This is a genomic window from Streptomyces sp. NBC_01092 (genome assembly GCF_045039535.1).
GTDB lineage: Bacteria > Actinomycetota > Actinomycetes > Streptomycetales > Streptomycetaceae > Streptomyces.
Map to the genome: position 1 here is coordinate 73,939 of NZ_CP108659.1, position 17,887 is coordinate 91,825.

At 65.8% G+C, this 17,887-nt stretch carries 14 protein-coding genes and 3 pseudogenes; 9 read left to right on the forward strand and 8 right to left on the reverse strand.

What is annotated here, in order from left to right; all coding sequences use genetic code 11:
* Positions 1 to 631: 631 nt before the first annotated feature.
* Entirely contained in the window at positions 632 to 925 is a 294-nt protein-coding gene (locus tag OG254_RS00415; RefSeq protein WP_405576255.1) for a hypothetical protein, read from the reverse strand.
* Here OG254_RS00415 and OG254_RS00420 point away from each other — a divergent pair.
* Positions 924 to 1,355, forward strand: a complete 432-nt coding sequence (locus OG254_RS00420) for a transposase family protein (protein WP_405576257.1) — start codon at positions 924 to 926, stop codon at positions 1,353 to 1,355. The genes OG254_RS00415 and OG254_RS00420 overlap by 2 nt on opposite strands.
* Positions 1,356 to 1,636: 281 nt before the next feature.
* On the opposite strand, the gene OG254_RS00425 is transcribed toward OG254_RS00420, so the two are convergent.
* The 6 genes from OG254_RS00425 to OG254_RS00450 form a co-directional block, all read right to left on the reverse strand.
* Positions 1,637 to 1,972 (reverse strand): hypothetical protein, encoded by a 336-nt coding sequence (locus tag OG254_RS00425; RefSeq protein ID WP_405576259.1) that lies wholly within the window; start codon positions 1,970 to 1,972, stop codon positions 1,637 to 1,639.
* Positions 1,969 to 2,250, reverse strand: coding sequence for a hypothetical protein (locus tag OG254_RS00430; RefSeq protein WP_405576261.1), 282 nt, complete (start codon positions 2,248 to 2,250; stop codon positions 1,969 to 1,971). The genes OG254_RS00425 and OG254_RS00430 overlap by 4 nt, the downstream gene beginning before the upstream one ends.
* A 26-nt stretch (positions 2,251 to 2,276) precedes the next feature.
* Positions 2,277 to 2,534 carry a hypothetical protein gene (locus OG254_RS00435; RefSeq protein WP_405576263.1) on the reverse strand — a complete coding sequence of 86 codons (258 nt, stop codon included), beginning with the start codon at positions 2,532 to 2,534 and terminating at the stop codon, positions 2,277 to 2,279.
* 691 nt (positions 2,535 to 3,225) lie between these two features.
* Complete coding sequence (locus OG254_RS00440) at positions 3,226 to 6,225, reverse strand: DUF499 domain-containing protein (RefSeq protein ID WP_405576265.1); 3,000 nt, start codon at positions 6,223 to 6,225, stop codon at positions 3,226 to 3,228.
* A 55-nt stretch (positions 6,226 to 6,280) separates the two neighbouring features.
* The gene (locus tag OG254_RS00445; RefSeq protein ID WP_405576267.1) at positions 6,281 to 9,031 is read right to left on the reverse strand and encodes a DUF1156 domain-containing protein; all 2,751 of its coding nucleotides are present in this window, start codon (positions 9,029 to 9,031) and stop codon (positions 6,281 to 6,283) included.
* Positions 9,028 to 12,069: a helicase-related protein gene (locus OG254_RS00450; protein WP_405576269.1), complete on the reverse strand. Its 3,042-nt coding sequence runs from the start codon at positions 12,067 to 12,069 to the stop codon at positions 9,028 to 9,030. The genes OG254_RS00445 and OG254_RS00450 overlap by 4 nt, the downstream gene beginning before the upstream one ends.
* Before the next feature lie 947 nt (positions 12,070 to 13,016).
* On the opposite strand from OG254_RS00450, the gene OG254_RS00455 reads away from it, so the two are divergent.
* The 5 genes and pseudogenes from OG254_RS00455 to OG254_RS00475 form a co-directional block, all read left to right on the forward strand.
* Positions 13,017 to 13,328 carry a hypothetical protein gene (locus OG254_RS00455; protein ID WP_405576271.1) on the forward strand — a complete coding sequence of 104 codons (312 nt, stop codon included), beginning with the start codon at positions 13,017 to 13,019 and terminating at the stop codon, positions 13,326 to 13,328.
* Positions 13,288 to 13,692 (forward strand): transposase family protein, encoded by a 405-nt coding sequence (locus tag OG254_RS00460; protein WP_405576273.1) that lies wholly within the window; start codon positions 13,288 to 13,290, stop codon positions 13,690 to 13,692. Before OG254_RS00455 ends, OG254_RS00460 begins: the two co-directional genes overlap by 41 nt.
* Before the next feature lie 101 nt (positions 13,693 to 13,793).
* A pseudogene (locus OG254_RS00465) lies at positions 13,794 to 14,474 on the forward strand (transposase); the annotation flags it as partial.
* 232 nt (positions 14,475 to 14,706) lie between these two features.
* Positions 14,707 to 15,948 carry an IS110 family transposase gene (locus tag OG254_RS00470; RefSeq protein ID WP_405576275.1) on the forward strand — a complete coding sequence of 414 codons (1,242 nt, stop codon included), beginning with the start codon at positions 14,707 to 14,709 and terminating at the stop codon, positions 15,946 to 15,948.
* Between the two features lie 66 nt (positions 15,949 to 16,014).
* Positions 16,015 to 16,104: pseudogene (locus OG254_RS00475) on the forward strand (IS5/IS1182 family transposase); the annotation flags it as partial.
* A gap of 89 nt (positions 16,105 to 16,193) precedes the next feature.
* Here OG254_RS00475 and OG254_RS00480 read toward each other — a convergent pair.
* The gene (locus OG254_RS00480) at positions 16,194 to 16,964 is read right to left on the reverse strand and encodes a transposase family protein (protein ID WP_405576277.1); all 771 of its coding nucleotides are present in this window, start codon (positions 16,962 to 16,964) and stop codon (positions 16,194 to 16,196) included.
* 79 nt (positions 16,965 to 17,043) lie between these two features.
* On the opposite strand from OG254_RS00480, the gene OG254_RS00485 reads away from it, so the two are divergent.
* The 3 genes and pseudogenes from OG254_RS00485 to OG254_RS00495 all read left to right on the forward strand — a co-directional run.
* Positions 17,044 to 17,238, forward strand: a complete 195-nt coding sequence (locus tag OG254_RS00485; RefSeq protein ID WP_405594756.1) for a winged helix-turn-helix domain-containing protein — start codon at positions 17,044 to 17,046, stop codon at positions 17,236 to 17,238.
* Positions 17,148 to 17,423, forward strand: coding sequence for a hypothetical protein (locus OG254_RS00490; RefSeq protein ID WP_405595660.1), 276 nt, complete (start codon positions 17,148 to 17,150; stop codon positions 17,421 to 17,423). Before OG254_RS00485 ends, OG254_RS00490 begins: the two co-directional genes overlap by 91 nt.
* 57 nt (positions 17,424 to 17,480) lie before the next feature.
* A pseudogene (locus OG254_RS00495) lies at positions 17,481 to 17,579 on the forward strand (DDE endonuclease); the annotation flags it as partial.
* Between the last annotated feature and the right edge of the window lie 308 nt (positions 17,580 to 17,887).

Genomic DNA, 17,887 nt, shown 5'->3' on the forward strand with positions numbered 1-17,887 from the left:
CGACATCCTCACGAGGCCGGCCCGCCACCAGCGCCGCCACCGCCCGCAGCCGAATGGCCACCTGCGCCGACGGCGACAACTGCCGTGCGTCCCACACCAGTTCGCTCACACAGGGATCAACGACCCAGAACACCTACCGTTCGGATCAATACATGGCGAGAAGATCGTGGCGGCGACTTCGGCATGCAGAAGTGCGGCAACCGCACTAGCCATTAGCACTCGAAACTGGCGATGTAGACAATGATGACAAATGCCCCCACATCGGGCAGGGTTTGCGTCCCGATGCTGCGATGTCAAACGTGAGGGCGAATAGCGAAGTGGACGGGCGGACTTGTTGAGGTGTGTTCGGGCATTAAACCCTTCCCTTTCGCCCTTGTCCCCGCGGCGACCACTATCCATGCAGGCACCCCCGGAAGGAACCTGGTGTGTCGCAGCGCAAGGACAAACTGTGCTCCCTGCCGTGCTTGCCCCGGGATCACCGGCTTTTCCACCGATCTCGAGAGCGGACGACTGGCCCCACGAGAGGAATGCGCAATGAGTTGATCGTGGCGGAGTACCGGGTCACCGGGCTGTCGCCGGATGTGATTGCTGAACTCGTTGCTGAGGTGGGGCCGTTGTGGCACGAGCAGCATCAGGCTCGGCTGACGGCGCGGTCGCGGCGGCGGGCTGTGGGAGCCGGGGCGAAGCACAGGTTCGTCTTCGTCGACCGGCTGCTGGCCACGCTGGTGAGTCTGCGCCATGGCACCACGCATGACGTGCTGGCTGCTGGTTCGGCGTGGACCGCTCCACCATCACCCGCGCCATCGGCGAGGTGCGGCCCCTGCTCGCGCAGCGGGGCTGCACTGTCGCGCCGGGCATCCGCTTGTGCACTCTCGCCGAGGTCATCGAGCACCTTGGCGCCAGCGGCCAGACCGGGATCATCCATGGTCCTCACGGACGCCGAAGGGCGGCTGCTGTACTGCAGCCCGGTCCGGCCGGGCAGTTGCGCCGACATCACCCAGGCCCGGCAGCTCGGACTGGCCCAGCTCCTGGCCGACAGTCCGTTCGTGGAGATCCTCGCGGACGCCGGCTATCAGGGCATGGGCGCCCAGACCGGCGGACGGGTGGTCACACCACCGCACCGCAAGTTCAAGAAGAACGCTCCCGCCTGGTACGAGGAACGGCACGAACTCCAGCGCAAAGCGCACTCATCACGGCGTATCCGCGTCGAGCACGGCATCGCACACCTGAAGAACTGGCGGGTACTCGCCCGCCACCACGGCCGCCGCGAGCACATGAGCGACATCATCCAAGCCGTCGCCGGACTGCTCTCACACCAGCAGAGCGCCGCTCTATCCCGCGGCGTTCAGGCGTGACCACTGTCAGGACCGCAACTCTCGACGAGCCACGGCCAACCGTGCACGAGGTCGTTAGACGTGAAGCCCTCTAACCCGCATCGGATACCCACCCTGAGCCCTCGACCAGGTCTCCTCGCTCGGGGATCTCACGCCCGTGTGGTCCTCAACCCCGCCGAGCGCTGCACCGACTGGCACGCCATTGTCACGGAGCCCACTGCCGTTCCTGGCCCAGCCGGACCGTCGAGGACGAGATCGCCGCAGCGCCGACGCCGTCAGGGACACCGCCCCACAAGGTGGGATCAGAAGTCGTTCAGGAAGTCGTCGTGGCTGACGATGCGCGCGAGGTAGTACGCCGGTCGCCCCTTGGGGGTCTGGGTGTCGTGGTATTCGATCATGCCGAAGTCGTTCGGCACAGGGTAGAGATAGGCCCCAGAAACGCCGGGAATGGGCATCGCGTCGGGCGGCATGATGCCGAGTTCCAGCGCCTCGATCAGTGCGGCCATGACGACGCTCACGGCGTTGAAGAGGTCAACCGGGGTCTTGGGGCCGATGGCCTGCTGCACGGCCGGAGAAAGGATGAGCGGGTCTTCGTCGTCGGGGCCGGTGTAGTCGTACTCAGGGCCGTCGTAGGTCAACGGTTCTCCTGCCGCTCACGCAGGACGGCGGCGGCGCTGCGTCCGGGCACGGTTCCCGCCTTGACGGCAGCGGCGGTGCGGGCGGTGGCAGGGTCGGCGGCGACCTGGACGAGGGTCCACCATCGACGCAGGACGGTACCGATAGTGTCGTCTGTGGCTTCGCCCATCTGCCGGTAGAACTCCATGCGCTGTGCAGGCGGGAGGGCAGCGGCGACGGCGTCTTGCGTGCGGGGGATGCGGCCGGGGTCGGGTGTGCGGTGTACGGACTGAGCGGTCATGAGGGGCGTTCCCTTCGCGGTGCGAGTCAGGCTGCTGCCGTGTCAGGTGCGGCGTAGGCGCTGCGTACGGGTTCGGGGATGCCCTTGAGGACGCGGAGCTGACCGCCGGAGGGGTCGAACCGGTAGACAACTAGGGGAACTCCGGAGGAGTTGGCGAGGGCGGCGTACCGTGTGCCGGAGGGCCCGGTGACCACGCGTGACCGAGTGAGGTCGGGTTCGGTCGAGCCGATGCTTCGCAGGTGGGCAAGTGTGGCCCGCGCGATGAGTTCGGTGTCTGTGGCCATACCCCCAACCATACTCCACTGAGCACTCCTCACGACAGTTACCTTTCACTACTCAAATGAGTAGCCATTACAGATGCTCGGGATCACCTGATCCCTCAGACGGTCGAGATATCCGCCGCTACGTGCCAGGTCGCTCACCAGCACGCATCCCGCCGACCCCGACCACTTCGCCGACGCAAGGCGACCACTGCGGGTTCCTGTACGCCCGGGCCGGACAGGACACCGCGCGCGGCCAGCCCCCATACAGGCCACACACACGACACTGCCGGACCCCACCTCACCTCCGGCCGCAGCCAGCCTCGCCCGTATCGAAGACTCCCGGCGCGACGGTGCCCGCGCCGACCAGCCCCGCGGTAGTTGTTACCACCAAGTCGCCATCGAGGGCCGTCTCGTCACTGTGCGACTTGCCTGTCCTTCCCGTCCGTGCAACTCCGACAGCCCTTTCACTCGCTTTAATGCCCGAGGACGGCACGCACAGCGTTGCTGGAGTGGCCCGAGAGCAGTGCGATGCGGACCTTCGTCAGGCCGGCAGTCTTGGCTTTATGAATCAGATCGTCCAGCGACTTCATGATCGCCTGTAAGCCACCTGCATATTCGTCTCTATGACGAACTCGTCGGCGTCGGAGCAGTCGGAGTAGGCCGACGTGACCGCACACCGAAGCATCCCGTCACTGGCATGCGGGCGAACCCGTCAGATCTCCTTGAACGTTCCGCTTATGCCGAGTTCTTCCAGGCGCTGCTGGATCTGCTCGGCCTCATCGGCCTGTATGACCAACTGGAGAGTGCCCTGTAGATAGCTGATCTGCCTTTCGTCTAGGGCCATGTAGAACGCTCGGAAGAGTGCGGCGAAACCGTCGGCGCTGTCGCTGTTGGCCAGGAGATTCTTCGTGAACGAGAAGGCGACCTGCCGGTCCTTGGCCTGCTCCCTCTCTGAGGATTGGTCCGGACTCGGCCCATCGGTCTCCCGCTGCCGGGGCACGCTCGGTGTGTCGACAGCTGGACTGCCAGGCTTGCGCGTCGAGCTGTTATCGACGGCGTCGTCGGCACTCAAGGAGCATTGACCTTCGTGAACCGGCTGGTGGCAGTCGGCGCACGTCTTGGGTTGTGGTTTGGCGAGGCGCAGGCCCGTACTCGCGAGGTTGACCTGTCCTGGTGCTGTGACCTCCACCTCGGTGCCTGCTCCGTCAACGATGCTCAGCAGGCCCTGGCTGACAGCGTCGTAGATCGCCTGCTGAAGGTCGCGGTCACCGCCGTAAAGCAGCGGCAATCGCGGGGCGCTGTAGAAGGCGGCTCGGATGTCGGAGAGGGTCTTGCCGTAGTCGTGGTCGCGAAGGTTGTGCAGGAGAGCCTTGGCGCTGAACTGGCCAGTGTCGAAAACCTTGTCCCGAGCGGCGAGGCCCTTCCAGACGAGCATGCCGTCGAGCGCGGTGATGTTGTCCTTGTCGAATGTGAGTTGGTCGAGGTACCGCTCCCCGTCCGGGTCGGGCTGGGCCAGGTAGGCGACATGCTGGTACGCCCGCTTGAGTGCCCTCTCCAGCTGAGTCTTGGCCTCGGCGAGCTCCTTGGCGCCGATCGTCTTAAGTTCGTCGTCGTTCTGAATCTCGGGCGCCTGCAGAGCCTTCTGCCTCGCCAGGTACTCCACCGCCAAGTTCCGCGCAAGAGCACGCTGCTGGGTGTTCACCACGGCGTACACCGCGCTGCTGGCCCACTGGACGGGGAGCTGCTGCGCACCTTGCCCGAGCCCCATGGCGACGGTGAGTGCCTCAAGGGTCGGCTTCTCCATGCCGTTGCGCAGGCTGTACTGCGCCGGGTCGAGGACGATGAGCCGTGTGGTGTAGGCGGTGTCTAGGCCAGCCGTGGCGAGGACGTCGGCGGGACTGCGCTGGGAGTCCGCCGCGACGAACTGCAGATCGCGGAATGGGCCGCTGCTGGCCAGCCTCTTCGCGATGTCGGCGATGACCTGGTCGCGTTCGGCCTCCGTGATGGTGCGCCGGATGTTCTTCACCAGCATGCGGTGAGTGAGCCGGGTGGAGAGGAAGTAACGGGCCGGCTTGTTGTTGCCCTGACCGGGAGTGATGTCGAGCGCGCTCATCCCTTGGTTCGGATTTACCAGCTCATCGACGACGCCGTCGGCGTCGGTGACGGTATAGGTGGCTTCCGGCACGCTGGTGGCCGCCTTGACCTCAGGAGCACTGGCTCCACGGCCCCGCCCCGGGCGCAGGGTGCCGACAACACTCGCCAGGAAGATGAAGGTGGCCGCCCGTTCAGCCGCGCGTGGATTGTTCGCGCCCCAAGTGCTGGACTGCCGTTCGAGGTCCTGGCGGCGCGCTGCACCTGACGAGCCGTCGTAGTTGATGACCTCGATCTCGGCCAGGCTCCGATAGTTCGCGATGGTGCGGTCGTCCTCCACCAGGCCGCTGCCCAGGAGCGCCTCCCGGACGGTGCTGTCCGACAACGGCAGGTCTCCGGGCCCTATGAGCGCCGGCACCCACTCGCCCGCCTTGCCACGCTGCTGCAGGGCATAGACCGTGGCAGCGAAGATGCGGATCGTGGACCGAACCCGTTGAAATCCGGTGACCTTGCTCCACTCCGACTGCGCCAGGCTCATCAGCATGGGGTGGAAGGGGTAGCAAGCGGTCATCTCTGCACGCCAGTTGCGGCGCCACGCAGCTCCGATCGGGTCCCAGACCTGCTTGCTCCAGGTCTTGTCCGTCAGCACTTCCTCGTAGAGCGCAGCAGTCGCAGCGAGCACCTCACCGGCGGGTTCGGCATCGAACAGCCGTCGGCGGAGGATGTCGGCGAAGTCGCCCACGCCGGTCACGGTAGTCGGCAGGCCGTTGCGGTCGAGCTGGCTGTTCAGGTCGTCGCGGCGGGCCTGAGCAGCGGGCGAGAGCGCGGTCTTGTCGACGTCGGAGGCGATCATCACGACCAGCATCGCGACACGAGGGACGTCATTGACGACATCGAGTAGAGCCCGTAAGAACGCCATGTCCTGGGCCGCCAGCTCGGTCTGGTTCGCGCCGTCAAGTCCGTTGCCGATGTAGTCGAGCACCTCGTCGACGATGATCAGTACGGGTCGGTTTACCGCGCTGATGGCCTCGGCAATCTTGTGCTTGTCGCTCCAGAACCGCCGATAGCGTTCGAAGAGGGTGTAGTCCTTGGAGAAAAGACGCCACAGGAAGCGTTCGTAGAGATTGACCGCGGGCCCGTCGAACTCCTCCACCCCGGCTCCTGGGGTCATGTTGTCGCAGGGCAGCACAACGACGAGCGGACGTCCGAGGCCGCCAACAAGCGGGTGGCCGATTCTTCCCCTCGCGCGCTCGGTCACCTTCTGGCCGAGTTCGGTTCCCAACAGCGCCCTTGGGTTGGCGGCCAGATGGTAGGCGCCGATGCACGCGTGCGACTTACCGCCGCCCATTCCCTGGTCGAGTCGGGTGACTGCTCGGGCTTTCAAGTAGTCATCGCCACCACCGATGCGGACTGCGATTTCGGTGAGCAGGTCAATAAGCCGTTCGGTCGGGTGCGTGATGTCACCGTAGTAGTCGGCATCGGCATAGGGCGGCCGGTCGGCTCCCGTGGCGTGAACGGCTCGGAACAGCGACATCTGTACGTCATCGATCTGCCCGGAGGCGCTCCGGATCTCCTGGCGGAGCTTGAGTGCCTTCCACCACGGCGTCACGCTGGTCGTCATGGCTTCTCTCCTGGGCTGATGGACACGAGGATCACGGGGGTGGGATTGGTCGTCATCACGTGAGCCGCAACTGGACATCAGCGATCAGTCGGAGCTGGGATTCTTCGTAGTTGTTCGCAGCGGCTGCCTCGGCGGCACTGACCACGCCGGCCCGGTTGCGCAGCACGCGGGTGAAGCGGACCGAGTCTGGGTCGTTGTCGGGAAGCCGGTCCGCGAGGAACTGAACTGCGGCCCACAGGAAGGTGTCGTCGGCCGCGTGCTCTGCGTCCACCAGTACCTGACCCATGGCCTGCAGGCCCTCCTCCGAGGCGCCTGCGAGCGCGAGGGCGATGTCGATGACGGTCGAATCCTCGTCGATCTTGACCTTGTAGTCGCGGGCAGCGATGAACTGCACACCCTTGTCGGCATCAGGGACCAGGTCGCGTATCGCTGCCAGGTCGAGCGAGGAAGCCAGAGCCTGCCAGCGCAGTTCGGACTTCGCACGGATCTGGCGGTTATAGAGCGTGATCCACCACAACGCGAACCGCGTTCGAGCGTCAAAGGTCTCCAGCGGCTGGTGGTTGATCTCGACTGCCATGGCTTCTTGGACTGCAGCTCGCGCCAGCGGAAGAAACGTATAGATGTCGACGGGTTCGCCCTTGGCGTCGAGGACTTCGCTGTAACGACCGACGACCTCCATGGCCGGTCCAGCAGCGGCCATCAGCATGTCCGCCGGGGCCAAGCCCCACCGCTCCCAGTCGGGGTAGCGCCGCTTGATCTCTGCCTTGATCTCGGCCTCGACCGCACCCTTGCGCCCGGGGGATCGTCCGGGTGCCATGGGGCGGCACGTCATGGTCAGGGTGGTCTCGATGTTCGCCTTGCCCTGATGGTTGCTGGCCTCAGTGTTCGCAGGCCAGGACCCGGTCATCACCAGGCCGGCCTTCTCGATGGCCGTGAGTAGGCGCTGCCAGACCTCCGGGTCTCCGGATCCGAACACTATGGTCACCAGTCCGTCGTCGCGGACCACGCGACGCATCTCGCCGAACGCCTGGGCGATCTTCGTGTCGTAGTGCTCCCGAGTTCGGTGCTCGTTGGGTGCCTCTCCCCGGACCCGCTTGACGATGATCTCTTCCGATTTCTCCTGGCAGCCGTGTTCGTCGGAAGTGATGACGAGCTCGGGCCAGGTGCCGTGCAGGGCTCGCTTCAGCCATGCGTAGATCAGATCGGAGGAGTCGGCATACGCGATCATCTCGTCGTACGGCGGGTCGGTGACCACAGCAGTGATGGACCTGTCCCGCAGGTTCATCGCGGCAGCGGACCCCCGCGTCACGCTGACAGGCGTCCCCTGGATATCCGCCATCAGGTTCGAGAGCGTCGCCATGCTGCTTTTGCACAGTGACGACCATGATCCCGCACCTGTGCCGATTCCTACTTCGAAGAAGTCCTGTGAAAAGGTGATTGATCCTTGATTTGCGTATATGTCGTGAACGCCCGCGCGACTGATGTCGATCGTGCATCCACGGGTAGCCCGTCGAAGCTTCCGAGCGACGACCGACCCGGCGTAACCGCTCAGTGCTCGGGCGTAGTCAGGACTCACCCCCGCCTTGTACATGAGCTCATCGGCCACCTCGGCGATGGACCGGGTGAGCATGACGAAGGCCAGGGTCTGCCGATCGCACATGAAGTCGCCGTAGGTGCGCGCCCCGTAGATGGACGGCCCGATGATGTTGTTGTTGCCCGGTGCGATCCGTTCGTCTGGTACGGCACTCAGAAACGGACTCGGGTCGGACAGCTCACGTAGTGCCGCGGGCGTTGCGGCGACAGCCGAGAGCTCTGCCTGAGTGGGCTCCCGGTACTCCTTGCCGGAGTCGTCCGAGTGGTCGGCCACCACCAGGAGCATGTCTGTGGCGCGCCTCTCGTCGGTGAGTCGTCGATGCACATCGAGTGGGTGCACATGACTGCAGAAGGGGCAGATCGCAGACTTCCCCGGCAGCGTGCGACCCTCAGCCGTACGAGCGCGCGTAAGTGTTGGAGTACGCCTTGGAGGGCCCTCGTGCACCACCGCTGCCCAGGTACCGGCAGCCGGGTCGGCCTCGATGTAGAACGACTGGCCGGGATCCATGACAGGCGGAGCGCCCTTGCGACCGCGCTTCTGACTCGGCCTTCGAAGCTCGTACGAGCCGACCAGAGGGAACCGGTTGCCACACTCCTGGCACGGTATAGCGATGGCCCACAGATACCCCCACGGTTGTTTGCCGTTGACCTCGGGGTAGTAGTCCGCCATGGCTGCCGTCCACCGGCGTCCGACCTCGTCGAGAGTTGCGCGAACGTCAATAAGCAGCCGGGGCCGGTCATCGTAGAGGGCGTCGCTTTCCTCGGCGAACGGCAGGCTTGGCTCCTGGGACCAGTCCCGGAGGGGGAAATCGGTGAGGAGTGTGCTGGCCAGTACCGCGACCGGACTGTAGTCGACGCCGTGGGCCTCAAGTCCGAGCCGCCCCGCCTCTAGCGGGATCATTCCGCGCCCGCTGAACGGGTCCAGGACGGATGCGCCCTCAGGGTTGGCCTTGAGGATCTCGTCGTGGAGCATCTGCCAGGCGGAGTAGCGCCCGGACATAGCCCCGTGTACCAGCTCTTGAAGACGCTGCTGCTCGGACTGATCCTCCGGCCAGGGCAGCAGCGAGCAGACCACCGCAGCCTTGGCCTGTGCTACTGGACGCTTCGCGAACCATGGGAACAGCCCGATCTCGGTCGCACCGCTTCCCCATCCTGCTGAACTGTTCGCCGAGACCTCGGCGCAGGGGAACCAGCGTTCAATCATTCGGGTCATGCGTTGCTCCCGGGGGCGTTCTTGAGGCTGCTGCCCGGGACACGGAACACCGCGTTCCCGGTCATGACGTTCGCGAAGAGGGTGGCTGGGTCCTGGTAGGCGCCGAAGAATCGGCCCTTGCCGTCGGCGCACTGGTCGATGACGTAGAGCCAGTACTCCTTGCGGTGCTGGGTCGCGATGAGGACTTCGTTGCCTGTCATCCGGATGCCGTCGCTGGCCGCGCTGCCCAGCACGCCCTTGACTTCGACATGGCGGACCTGGCTGTGGCGGCGGGCCTCCAAGTCGTAACCACGGCCCTCGGTGTGGACATCGGCCACGGTCCAGCCGTCGTCCTCAAGGAGCTGCTGCACGCGCCGCATGGAGACCAGCTCAGCGTCGATCTCGGCCCGGACGCTGATGTCGGCGGTGGCGAGGACACGGATTCGACCTACCTGCTTCGGCTCGGTCAGATGCACGTCCGCGAGCCGCTCGAGCTCTTCGAGTCGCTGAGCGGTCTGAGTCTGAAGCCGGTGCCGCAGCTCAAGACGGGCGGCGCGGTCATCGATGCGATCGGTCAGGCTCAGCGGCAGGTTGGTCAGGTCGCGGCGGGCCTGGGCGAACCAGTCGGCGCGCACCTTCCGGTGCTCCGCGACGGTCACGGCGGCTACTTCGCGGGCCGCTGTGAGCGCGTGGCCCTCCCGAGCCGGATGCGGTGAGCCGCCGTACTGGTCGGTGGGCACGAGGTTGGCCAGGGACTCCCATCGCACCGGGCGGGCATTGCCGCTGTCGTCCACCTTGATCAAGGTGGCCCATACGCTGGCGCGCTTGCCGTTGCTCTCGGTCATCGTCGCCTCGTACGCGTACAGGTCGTACGGGGTGAGGCTGGTGGGGTCGGATGCGGCGCCGGACTGGTACAGGTCCTCGGCCAGGGTGTGCTCTGCTGTGTTGATCAGGTCGCTGAAGCCGGGCTCACCGGGGCCGAGGGTGACGGTGTCACCGACGTCGATGCTCTCCGAGGCTTCGCGCACCACGTCTCCGCTGGTGGCGACATGAACCTCGTTCCGTCCGCCCAGAGTGGCCGGAAAGATGGCCTTGCCGCTTAGGGAGAGCCGCCGGAACCCGGGCCCGGCCGCGGTCGGAGCGGACTTCAGCACGCCGGCCGCCGCGAGCCGGTCGAGGTATGCCTCGACGATGGCCGGGTTGATGCGTGCGAACAGGTCACGCTGAAGCAGGGTCAGTGCGGCCACCGCGTCCACCTGGCTGGCCAGGCGTCGTTCGTTGTCCCGTACCTTCCGAGCTGCCCGGCTGAGTTCCTGCGCTTGGACCGCCTGGGCGGCCTCGATGGCCTGCTGCTTCTTCAACTCATCGTTGCCGTAGAGGTCCGACAGCCACTTGTCGTAGTCGACGCCGGTGATTTCGGCGACCGCGGAGAGGCTGTCGAACATCTGGCCGCGCAGCTCGTTCGCGGCCGTAACGAAGTTGTCCAGGAGGCGGAGCAGGGTCTTGCCTTCCCGAGTGTCGGTGGCGACCAGGTTGTAGAAGTAGACGTCGCGCTGCTGACCGACGCGGTGGATGCGTCCCATCCGCTGTTCGAGGCGGACCAAAGACCACGGGATGTCGTAGTTCACGAGCACGTGCGCGGCCTGCAGGTCGATACCCTCGTTGCCAGCGTCAGTCGTGACGATGATCTGGAATTCGCCGCGCATGAATGCCTTGCGCGCCTCGTCGCGTTCGGTCCTTCCCTGGCGGCCGGAGTAGAGCTGGGCGGTGTATCCCTGGGCCTGGAGTCGCCGGGCGATCCACTCGGCCGAATCTGCGTACTCAGTGAAGACAACGGCCTGTTCACCGTTCCCAGGGTGGATTCCGTGGGCGGCCAGGCAGTCGTCGGTGAGTCGCTTCCACTTCGACGGCTGCCAGCCAGAGTCACTGACTGTTGCCTCGATCTGCTGCACGAGGCTGTTGATCGCGGCCCGCTCAGCCCTGGTCGAGGCAGAGACCGTATGAATCACCTTGGCCTCATCGACCTCGGCCTCGTCACCGTGATCCTCGCGGTCGGCGATGAGCGCTGCCTCCGCCTCGCTCATCGCCCCCATGTGCTCGTGCCGCCGGCGCAGCGTCTCGGCCAGCGCGTAGAGACTGGAGGCTGCCCGCTTGCCGTAGACCATGCGGGCAAGCGGCTGCGCCACCAGAGGGAAGAACCGGTCGACCATATCTAGGGCGGCCCTGTAGAAGCCGTACTCAGTCTGCGAGAGCGGGACGCTGTGGTTGTGCGCGGTGCGCCCCTTGAACAGCCGGGTCGTGCCGTCGTAGTCGACTAAGTCCTCTTTCATCCGCCGCAGGAAGTGGATGGGGCCGGGACGCAGTGCACTGAGCTCGATGTTGGGGTCGTTGCCCGGATCCGGGTAGATCTCTGGGTCGACCAGATGCAGCAGGTGTCGGAAGAGCCACTCCTTGCCCCGGTGCGGCGTTGCCGTCATCAGCAGGGTCCGCGGGGTGTTCTTGGCCAGCAGCCGTCCGACCTGGTGGTATCCGGCGGCAGTCGGAGTCAGTCGGTGCGCCTCGTCGAAGACGACCAGATCCCAGCCGGCCTTGTCCGGCCGAATGGCGTCCTGCACGGCGGGATTCACGGCTGCTAACTCCAGCGACACCACCCACAGGTCGTTGGAGTTCAGAGCGTCCTCACGCACCGTGGCCGAGGTCAACTGACGCAGCCCGCCGCCCAGCAACCGCTGGAAGTCGTCCACCCACTTGGTGGCCAGGTTCGCCGGGCACACGATAATCGCCCGCTTGATCAGGCCGAGCCTCTGCATCTCACGCAGGTATAAGCCAGCCATGATCGTTTTGCCGGTACCTGGCTCGTCACAGAGGAGGAAACGCAACAGGGGCTGAGGGAGCATCGCTCCGTAGACGGCCGTGGTCTGGTGCGCGTACGGCTTCAGTGGCGTGGCGGCCATAGCGCTGGACTCGGCGTTGGTCGCCGCGGCATTCATCCACTGGGTCCACATCGCGGCCAGCACACGAGCCGAGTCAGCCTGCCCGTCGCTGACGAGAGGTCGCACGGTCTCGGTGTCTCCGGCTGCCAGATTCACTTCATGACGACGGTCTTCGTCGTCGACCAGGATGAGATCCCATGCCCCCGACTGGTCTCCGGCCAGGGCGAATCTGACTGTGGCGAACTCTGGTACGCCAGCAGCCTGGACCCTTACTCTCTGGCCGCGCTCAAACGTGCCTTGATGCTGCATGCTTATGCGTCAGCCGCAAGGCTCTCCGGAATCCAGTCGTTGAGACTGGCCAGAAGCCAACCCGCTGGATGTGGACAAGCCATGTCCCAATCCCTCCCCTCGGCCAGCCGCGGTCCCCCAACCTCAGACTGGCTAACGGAGAGTCAAATTACTGTAACCACTTGCTACTTCCAACACGAGGAACACGAAGAGGGAGGTGTAAGTGACGGTTTCCGGCCACCCCGTGGGCACAGGGATCGGTTGGAGGCCGACCTCCTCTTCGCGGTGCTCCGCAACGGGAGCGGACGACCAGGCCCGATCTAGGTGTGGGCTGTCAGCGCTTGCGGTGACGCCCTCTGCCGGGCCCGAGGCCAGGGCGGGCGGCCGGTCGTCCGGCCCGATTGCGGGCTCAGGGGCTGGCATTTGGCCGAGGAACTCCCGGGCAGCGTCCGCGTTCTGCAACGGCTAACGACCTCGTGCACGGTTGGCCGTGGCTTGGCGCTCGGGTGGCTCGTTGAACTGTGCATGATGGGGGCTGGGGCGCGTGAGTTGATCGTGGCGGAGTACCGGGTTACTGGGTTGTCGCCGGATGTGATCGGGGAACTCATCGCGGAGGTGGGGCCGTTGTGGCACGAACAGCATCAGGCACGCCTCACGGTTCGGCCGCGGCGACGGGCTGTAGGGGCCGGGGCGAAGCACAAGTTCGTCTTCGTCGACAGGCTGCTGGCCACGCTGGTGAGTCTGCGTCATGGCACCACTCATGACGTGCTGGCTGCTGGTTCGGTGTGGACCGCTCCACCATCACCCGCGCCATCGGCGAGGTGCGGCCCCTGCTGGCGCAGCGAGGCTGCACGGTCGCGCCGGGCATCCGGCTGTGCACGCTCGCCGAGGTCATCGAGCACCTGGGCGCGGACGGGCGGACCGGGATCATCGACGGCACGGAGATCCGTGTCCGGCGCCCGGCCGCAGGCCGCAAGGACCGGGACAGGTTCGTCTCCGGCAAGACCAAGCAGAACGCCGTGAAGTCCATGGTTCTTTACGGATGCCGAGGGGCGGGTGCTGTTCTGCAGCCCGGTCCGGCCAGGCAGCTGTGCTGATATCACCCAGGCCAGGCAGGTTGGGTTGGTCCAGCTCCTGGCCGAGGGCCCCTTCACAGAGGTCCTTGCGGATGCCGGCTATCAGGGCATGGGCGCGCAGACCGGCGGACGCGTCGTGACACCGCCCCACCGCAAGTTCAAGAAGAACGCTCCCGCCTGGTACGAGGAACGGCACGAACTGCAGCGCAAGGCGCACTCCTCACGCCGTATCCGCGTCGAGCACGGCATCGCACACCTGAAGAACTGGCAGGCCCTGGCCCGCCACCACGGCCGCCGCGAGCACATGAGCGACATCGTCCAAGCCGTCGCCGGACTGCTCTCACACCAGCAGACCGCCAACCTCTACCGCAGCCTTCGAGTGTGAACACGGTCAGCACAGCGGCCCTCGACGTGCCACGGCCAACCGTGCACGAGGTCGTAAAGGTTGTCCCGTAGCCGGTGTGGCGGGTGGTGCGTTGACTGGGCATGGGTGGGGTGATTTCAGCTGGTGATCCGAAGTGGATCGAGCCGTTCTCCGGGTTGAGCGAGGTGCAGTTCGCCAGGCTGGTGGCGTTGGTGCGGCGTCGCGGTGGTGACGTTCAGCGGGGCCGTCCCTGGCGGCTGCCGTTGGAGGACCGGGTGTTGCTGGTGGCGACGTACTGGCGCACGAACCTGACGTTGCGGCAGGTAACGCCGTTGTTCGGGGTCTCGAAGTCGGCGGCCGACCGCATCCTCGATCACCTGGCGCCGTTGCTGGCCATCTCGCCGGCCCGACGTCCGCGCAAGGACACCGTCTACATCGTCGACGGCACCCTGGTGCCCACCCGGGACCGCAGCGTGGCCGCGTCCAGCAAGAACTATCGGTACTCGACGAACCTGCAGGTCGTGATCGACGCCAACAGCCGCCTGGTGGTGGCGATCGGCTTGCCGTTGCCCGGCAGCCGCAACGACTGCCGGGCGTTCACCGAGTCCGGTGTGGACCGGGTCTGCCGCGGTGCCCCGACCATCGCCGACGGCGGCTACCAGGGCACTGGCCTGCTCATCCCGCACCGCAGGCGACGAGGCCAGAGACACCTCAGCCCGCAGCAGGAAGCAGAGAACGCCGTCCACCGCCGGGCACGGGCACGAGTGGAACACGCCCTGTCCCGGCTGAAGACCTGGAAGCTGTTCGGGCCGCTTTGCGGCGTCCTTGACTGGGGAAAATTCTGACGGCGGTCCCGGCTTGGGTGACGTCGAAGGATCTTGGTGCGGTTGAGTCCGTGTGGAAGCTTGACGCGAGGGCTGGGGCAGGCGCCCTGGACTGTTGCCTCTGAGCACGCGAGTCAGATTCTTAAGTTGGCTGTGCCCTCACCAAGCCGGGGTCGTTTGGCGACATCGGTCTCCGAGGTGGTGGTTCGCGATGGATGTGCTGGTCGAGAGAGTCGCTGGACTCGACGTTTCCAAAGGTGATGTGAAGGTCTGCGTCCGTGGGCCCGTCTCGCAGGGGTCACGTCGCTACCGGGATGAGGTCCGCACCTTCTCCACGATGACCAGGTCAGTGCTGCTGTTATCTGACTGGCTGGCCGAAGAGGGCGTCGAACTGGTGGTCATGGAGGCGACGGCGGACTACTGGAAACCGGTGTTCTACCTGCTCGAGGAGCAGTTCGAGGTGTGGCTGGTCAACGCCCGGGACATCAAGCGGGTGCCGGGCCGCAAGACCGACGTTTCCGACGCCCGGTGGATCGCCCAAGTGGCCCAGCACGGGCTGGTCTCTCCGTCCTTCGTGCCACCCCCGCGCATTCGTCGACTCCGCGACCTCACCCGGCAGCGCACCAGCCTGGTACGGGAACGTTCCCGCGCGCTGAACCGGCTGGAGAAGGTGCTTGAGGACGCGGGCATCAAGACCTCACTCGTGCTCACCAAGACACTGAGCATGTCTTCCCGCGCCATGATCGAAGCCCTTGTCGCCGGTGAACGCGACCCGGTGGTGCTGGCCGACCTCGCCATCGGCAAAGCCCGCTCGAAGATGACGGACCTCCGTGAGGCTCTGACCGGTCGTTTCGAGGACCACCACGCCTTCCTGGCGTCCCAGGCCCTGGCCCACATCGATTCCATCGACGCACAGACCGCGGCGTTCGACCGGCGTATCGAGACCGAAACCGCGCCCATGCGCCGGCAGCACAATCTCCTGACCACCATCCCCGGCATCTCAACCCGCCTGGCGGAGGTCGTGATCGCAGAGACGGGCGTCGACATGACTCGATTCCCCACTGCGGCCGCCCTGGCAAGCTGGAGCGGCGTGGCTCCGGGGAACAACCAGTCAGCAGGCCGGAGTTACTCAGGCGCCACGACCCACGGCAACGTCTGGCTCAAGGGCGGTCTCGGCGATGCGGCAGCCGCCGCAGCACGCACCAAGGGCACCTATCTCAATGCTCACTACCGACGGCTGATCAGACGCATGGGCAAGAAACGTGCACTCGTCGCGGTCATGCACAAGATCGTCATCGCCATGTGGCACATGCTCACCAACGACGCTCGCTACCAGGACCTCGGACCCAACCACTGGCAACAGCATCCCCACCAGGCCAAACGACGGCAGCAACGCCTCATCGCCGAGCTGAGCGCACTCGGAGTCGACACATCCGGCCTCGAACCTGCCTGAACTTCCCCACTCCCCAGTTCTCCTATCGGGGCAATCGCCCCTGCCCTCACTCGGCTGTTTTCGAGTCAGATCCTGCGGGACTGCCGGCTCAAGGGCAACGGCGTTCACCAGGCCATGCTGGGCATCGCCCGGCTCCACAACCTGGCCCTCACCGGACAACTCACACCCCATACGGGACAAGCTCTAAAGGGTGTTGCACAAGGCCGTGTTCGGGCAGGTCAGAGCCTGTGATCGCGGTCTTCTGGTCATGATGCGAAGGCGAGGTTGTGCATGTGGGCAACGGCCTGGACGGCGTGGTGGAGGCCGTCGCCGCGTTGCCGGCAGTCGCGGAGGATCTTGTAGTTCTTCATGCGGCCGATCACATGCTCCACCCGTGCACGCACCTTGCGGTGGGCGGCGTTGTCGTCCTCCTCGCCCGGCAGCAGGGGCCGGTGAGGGCGTTTGCGGTGCGGCACGACCATCCCGCAGTTGAGGTAGGCGCCGTCTGCCAGGACGGTCACGCCCCGGCAGTGTTCGCTCAGCCCGGAGGCCCGCCAGGCGTGCGCGTCCGCGGTGGTGCCCGGCACCGGATGGGCGGCGGCGATCACAAGACGGGTGTCGGCATCGACGATGACCTGCACGTTCGCGGAGAACCGGTAGTTGCGTGACGATGAGCCGACGTTCCGGTCGCGGACCGGGACCAGGGTGCCGTCCACGATCCACAACCGGTCCTCCGCATCCGCCGGGCGGGAGACGGGCTCGAGCGACAGCAGCGGACCAAGCCGCTGGATGACCCGGCACACCGTGGAGGAGGAGACGCCGAACAGCGGACTCAACTGCCGCATCGTCAGATTCGTGCGGTAGTACACCGCCACCATCAGCACCCGCTCAGCCAACGGCAACGACCATGGCCGGCCCCGCAAGGTGCCGTTGCCGCCCCGCTCCCGCACCACCTTCAACAAGCCCGCAAACTGCGTCACCCGTAGCCCGGTGAACGTCTCCACCCACACCCGCTCGGCCCTCAACACCCCAGTCATACACCGGAGATGCCCAGCTCAGCGCCTTGCGCAACACCCTTTAGCCCGTGTGAAGACGCTGATCGGCCGGCTGTTCCACGTGTCGTACACGGTGGAGGGGACGCGGCGGCTACTGAAGCGGCACGGCTGGTCGTGGCAACCGGCCCGCCGCGCAATCGAGCGTGACGACGCTGCGGTGGACCTGTGGAAGAAAGAGGTCTGGCCGCGGGTAAGAGCATCGCGGCGGCCTGTGACGGCTGGATCGTCTTCGAGGACGAGGCCGGTCAGTCGCTGACGCCGCCGCGAGCCAGGTCCTGGGGCCGCAGGGGCTGCATCCCAGTTGTCCGCGTGCGCGGCCGGGGTTCGGGCCGTGTATCGATGGCAGGCATGACCTGCTACAAGCCTGGCGAGCGGTCCCGGCTCTTCTACTCCGTCCGCGAGTACACCGAACACAAGGACCAGCCCAAGGGCTTCGGCTGACGCGACTGGCGCGAACTGCTGATCCGCGCCCGCATCCAGCTCGGCGGCCCGATCGTCCTGGTCTGGGACAACGTCCGCCTCCACCTGACCAAGTCCTTGCGGGCGTTCATCGAAGCGAACGCGGACTGGCTCACGGTCTTCCAGTTGCCCACCTACGCGCCAGACCTGAACCCGCAAGAAGGCATCTGGTCGTTGGTCAAGCGTGACATCGGCAACCTCGCCGCAGGTGACCTCCGGCCCGATCACCCGTGCCGTGAAGCGCAAGCTCAAGATGCTGCAGTACCGACCGGAGGTCATCAATGGCTGCCTCGCTGGCACCGGCCTGGTGCTGGAAGCGTGAAAGGCTGGCCGATCGGCGATAGGCAGTCTGCCCGGTCGGAGTCTAAAGTAGCTGGTCAGATACGGTCACGAGAGGAACGAGAGCCTGCCTGCTGACGTAGCCGACGTGCTTGCGGCAGTCCTGA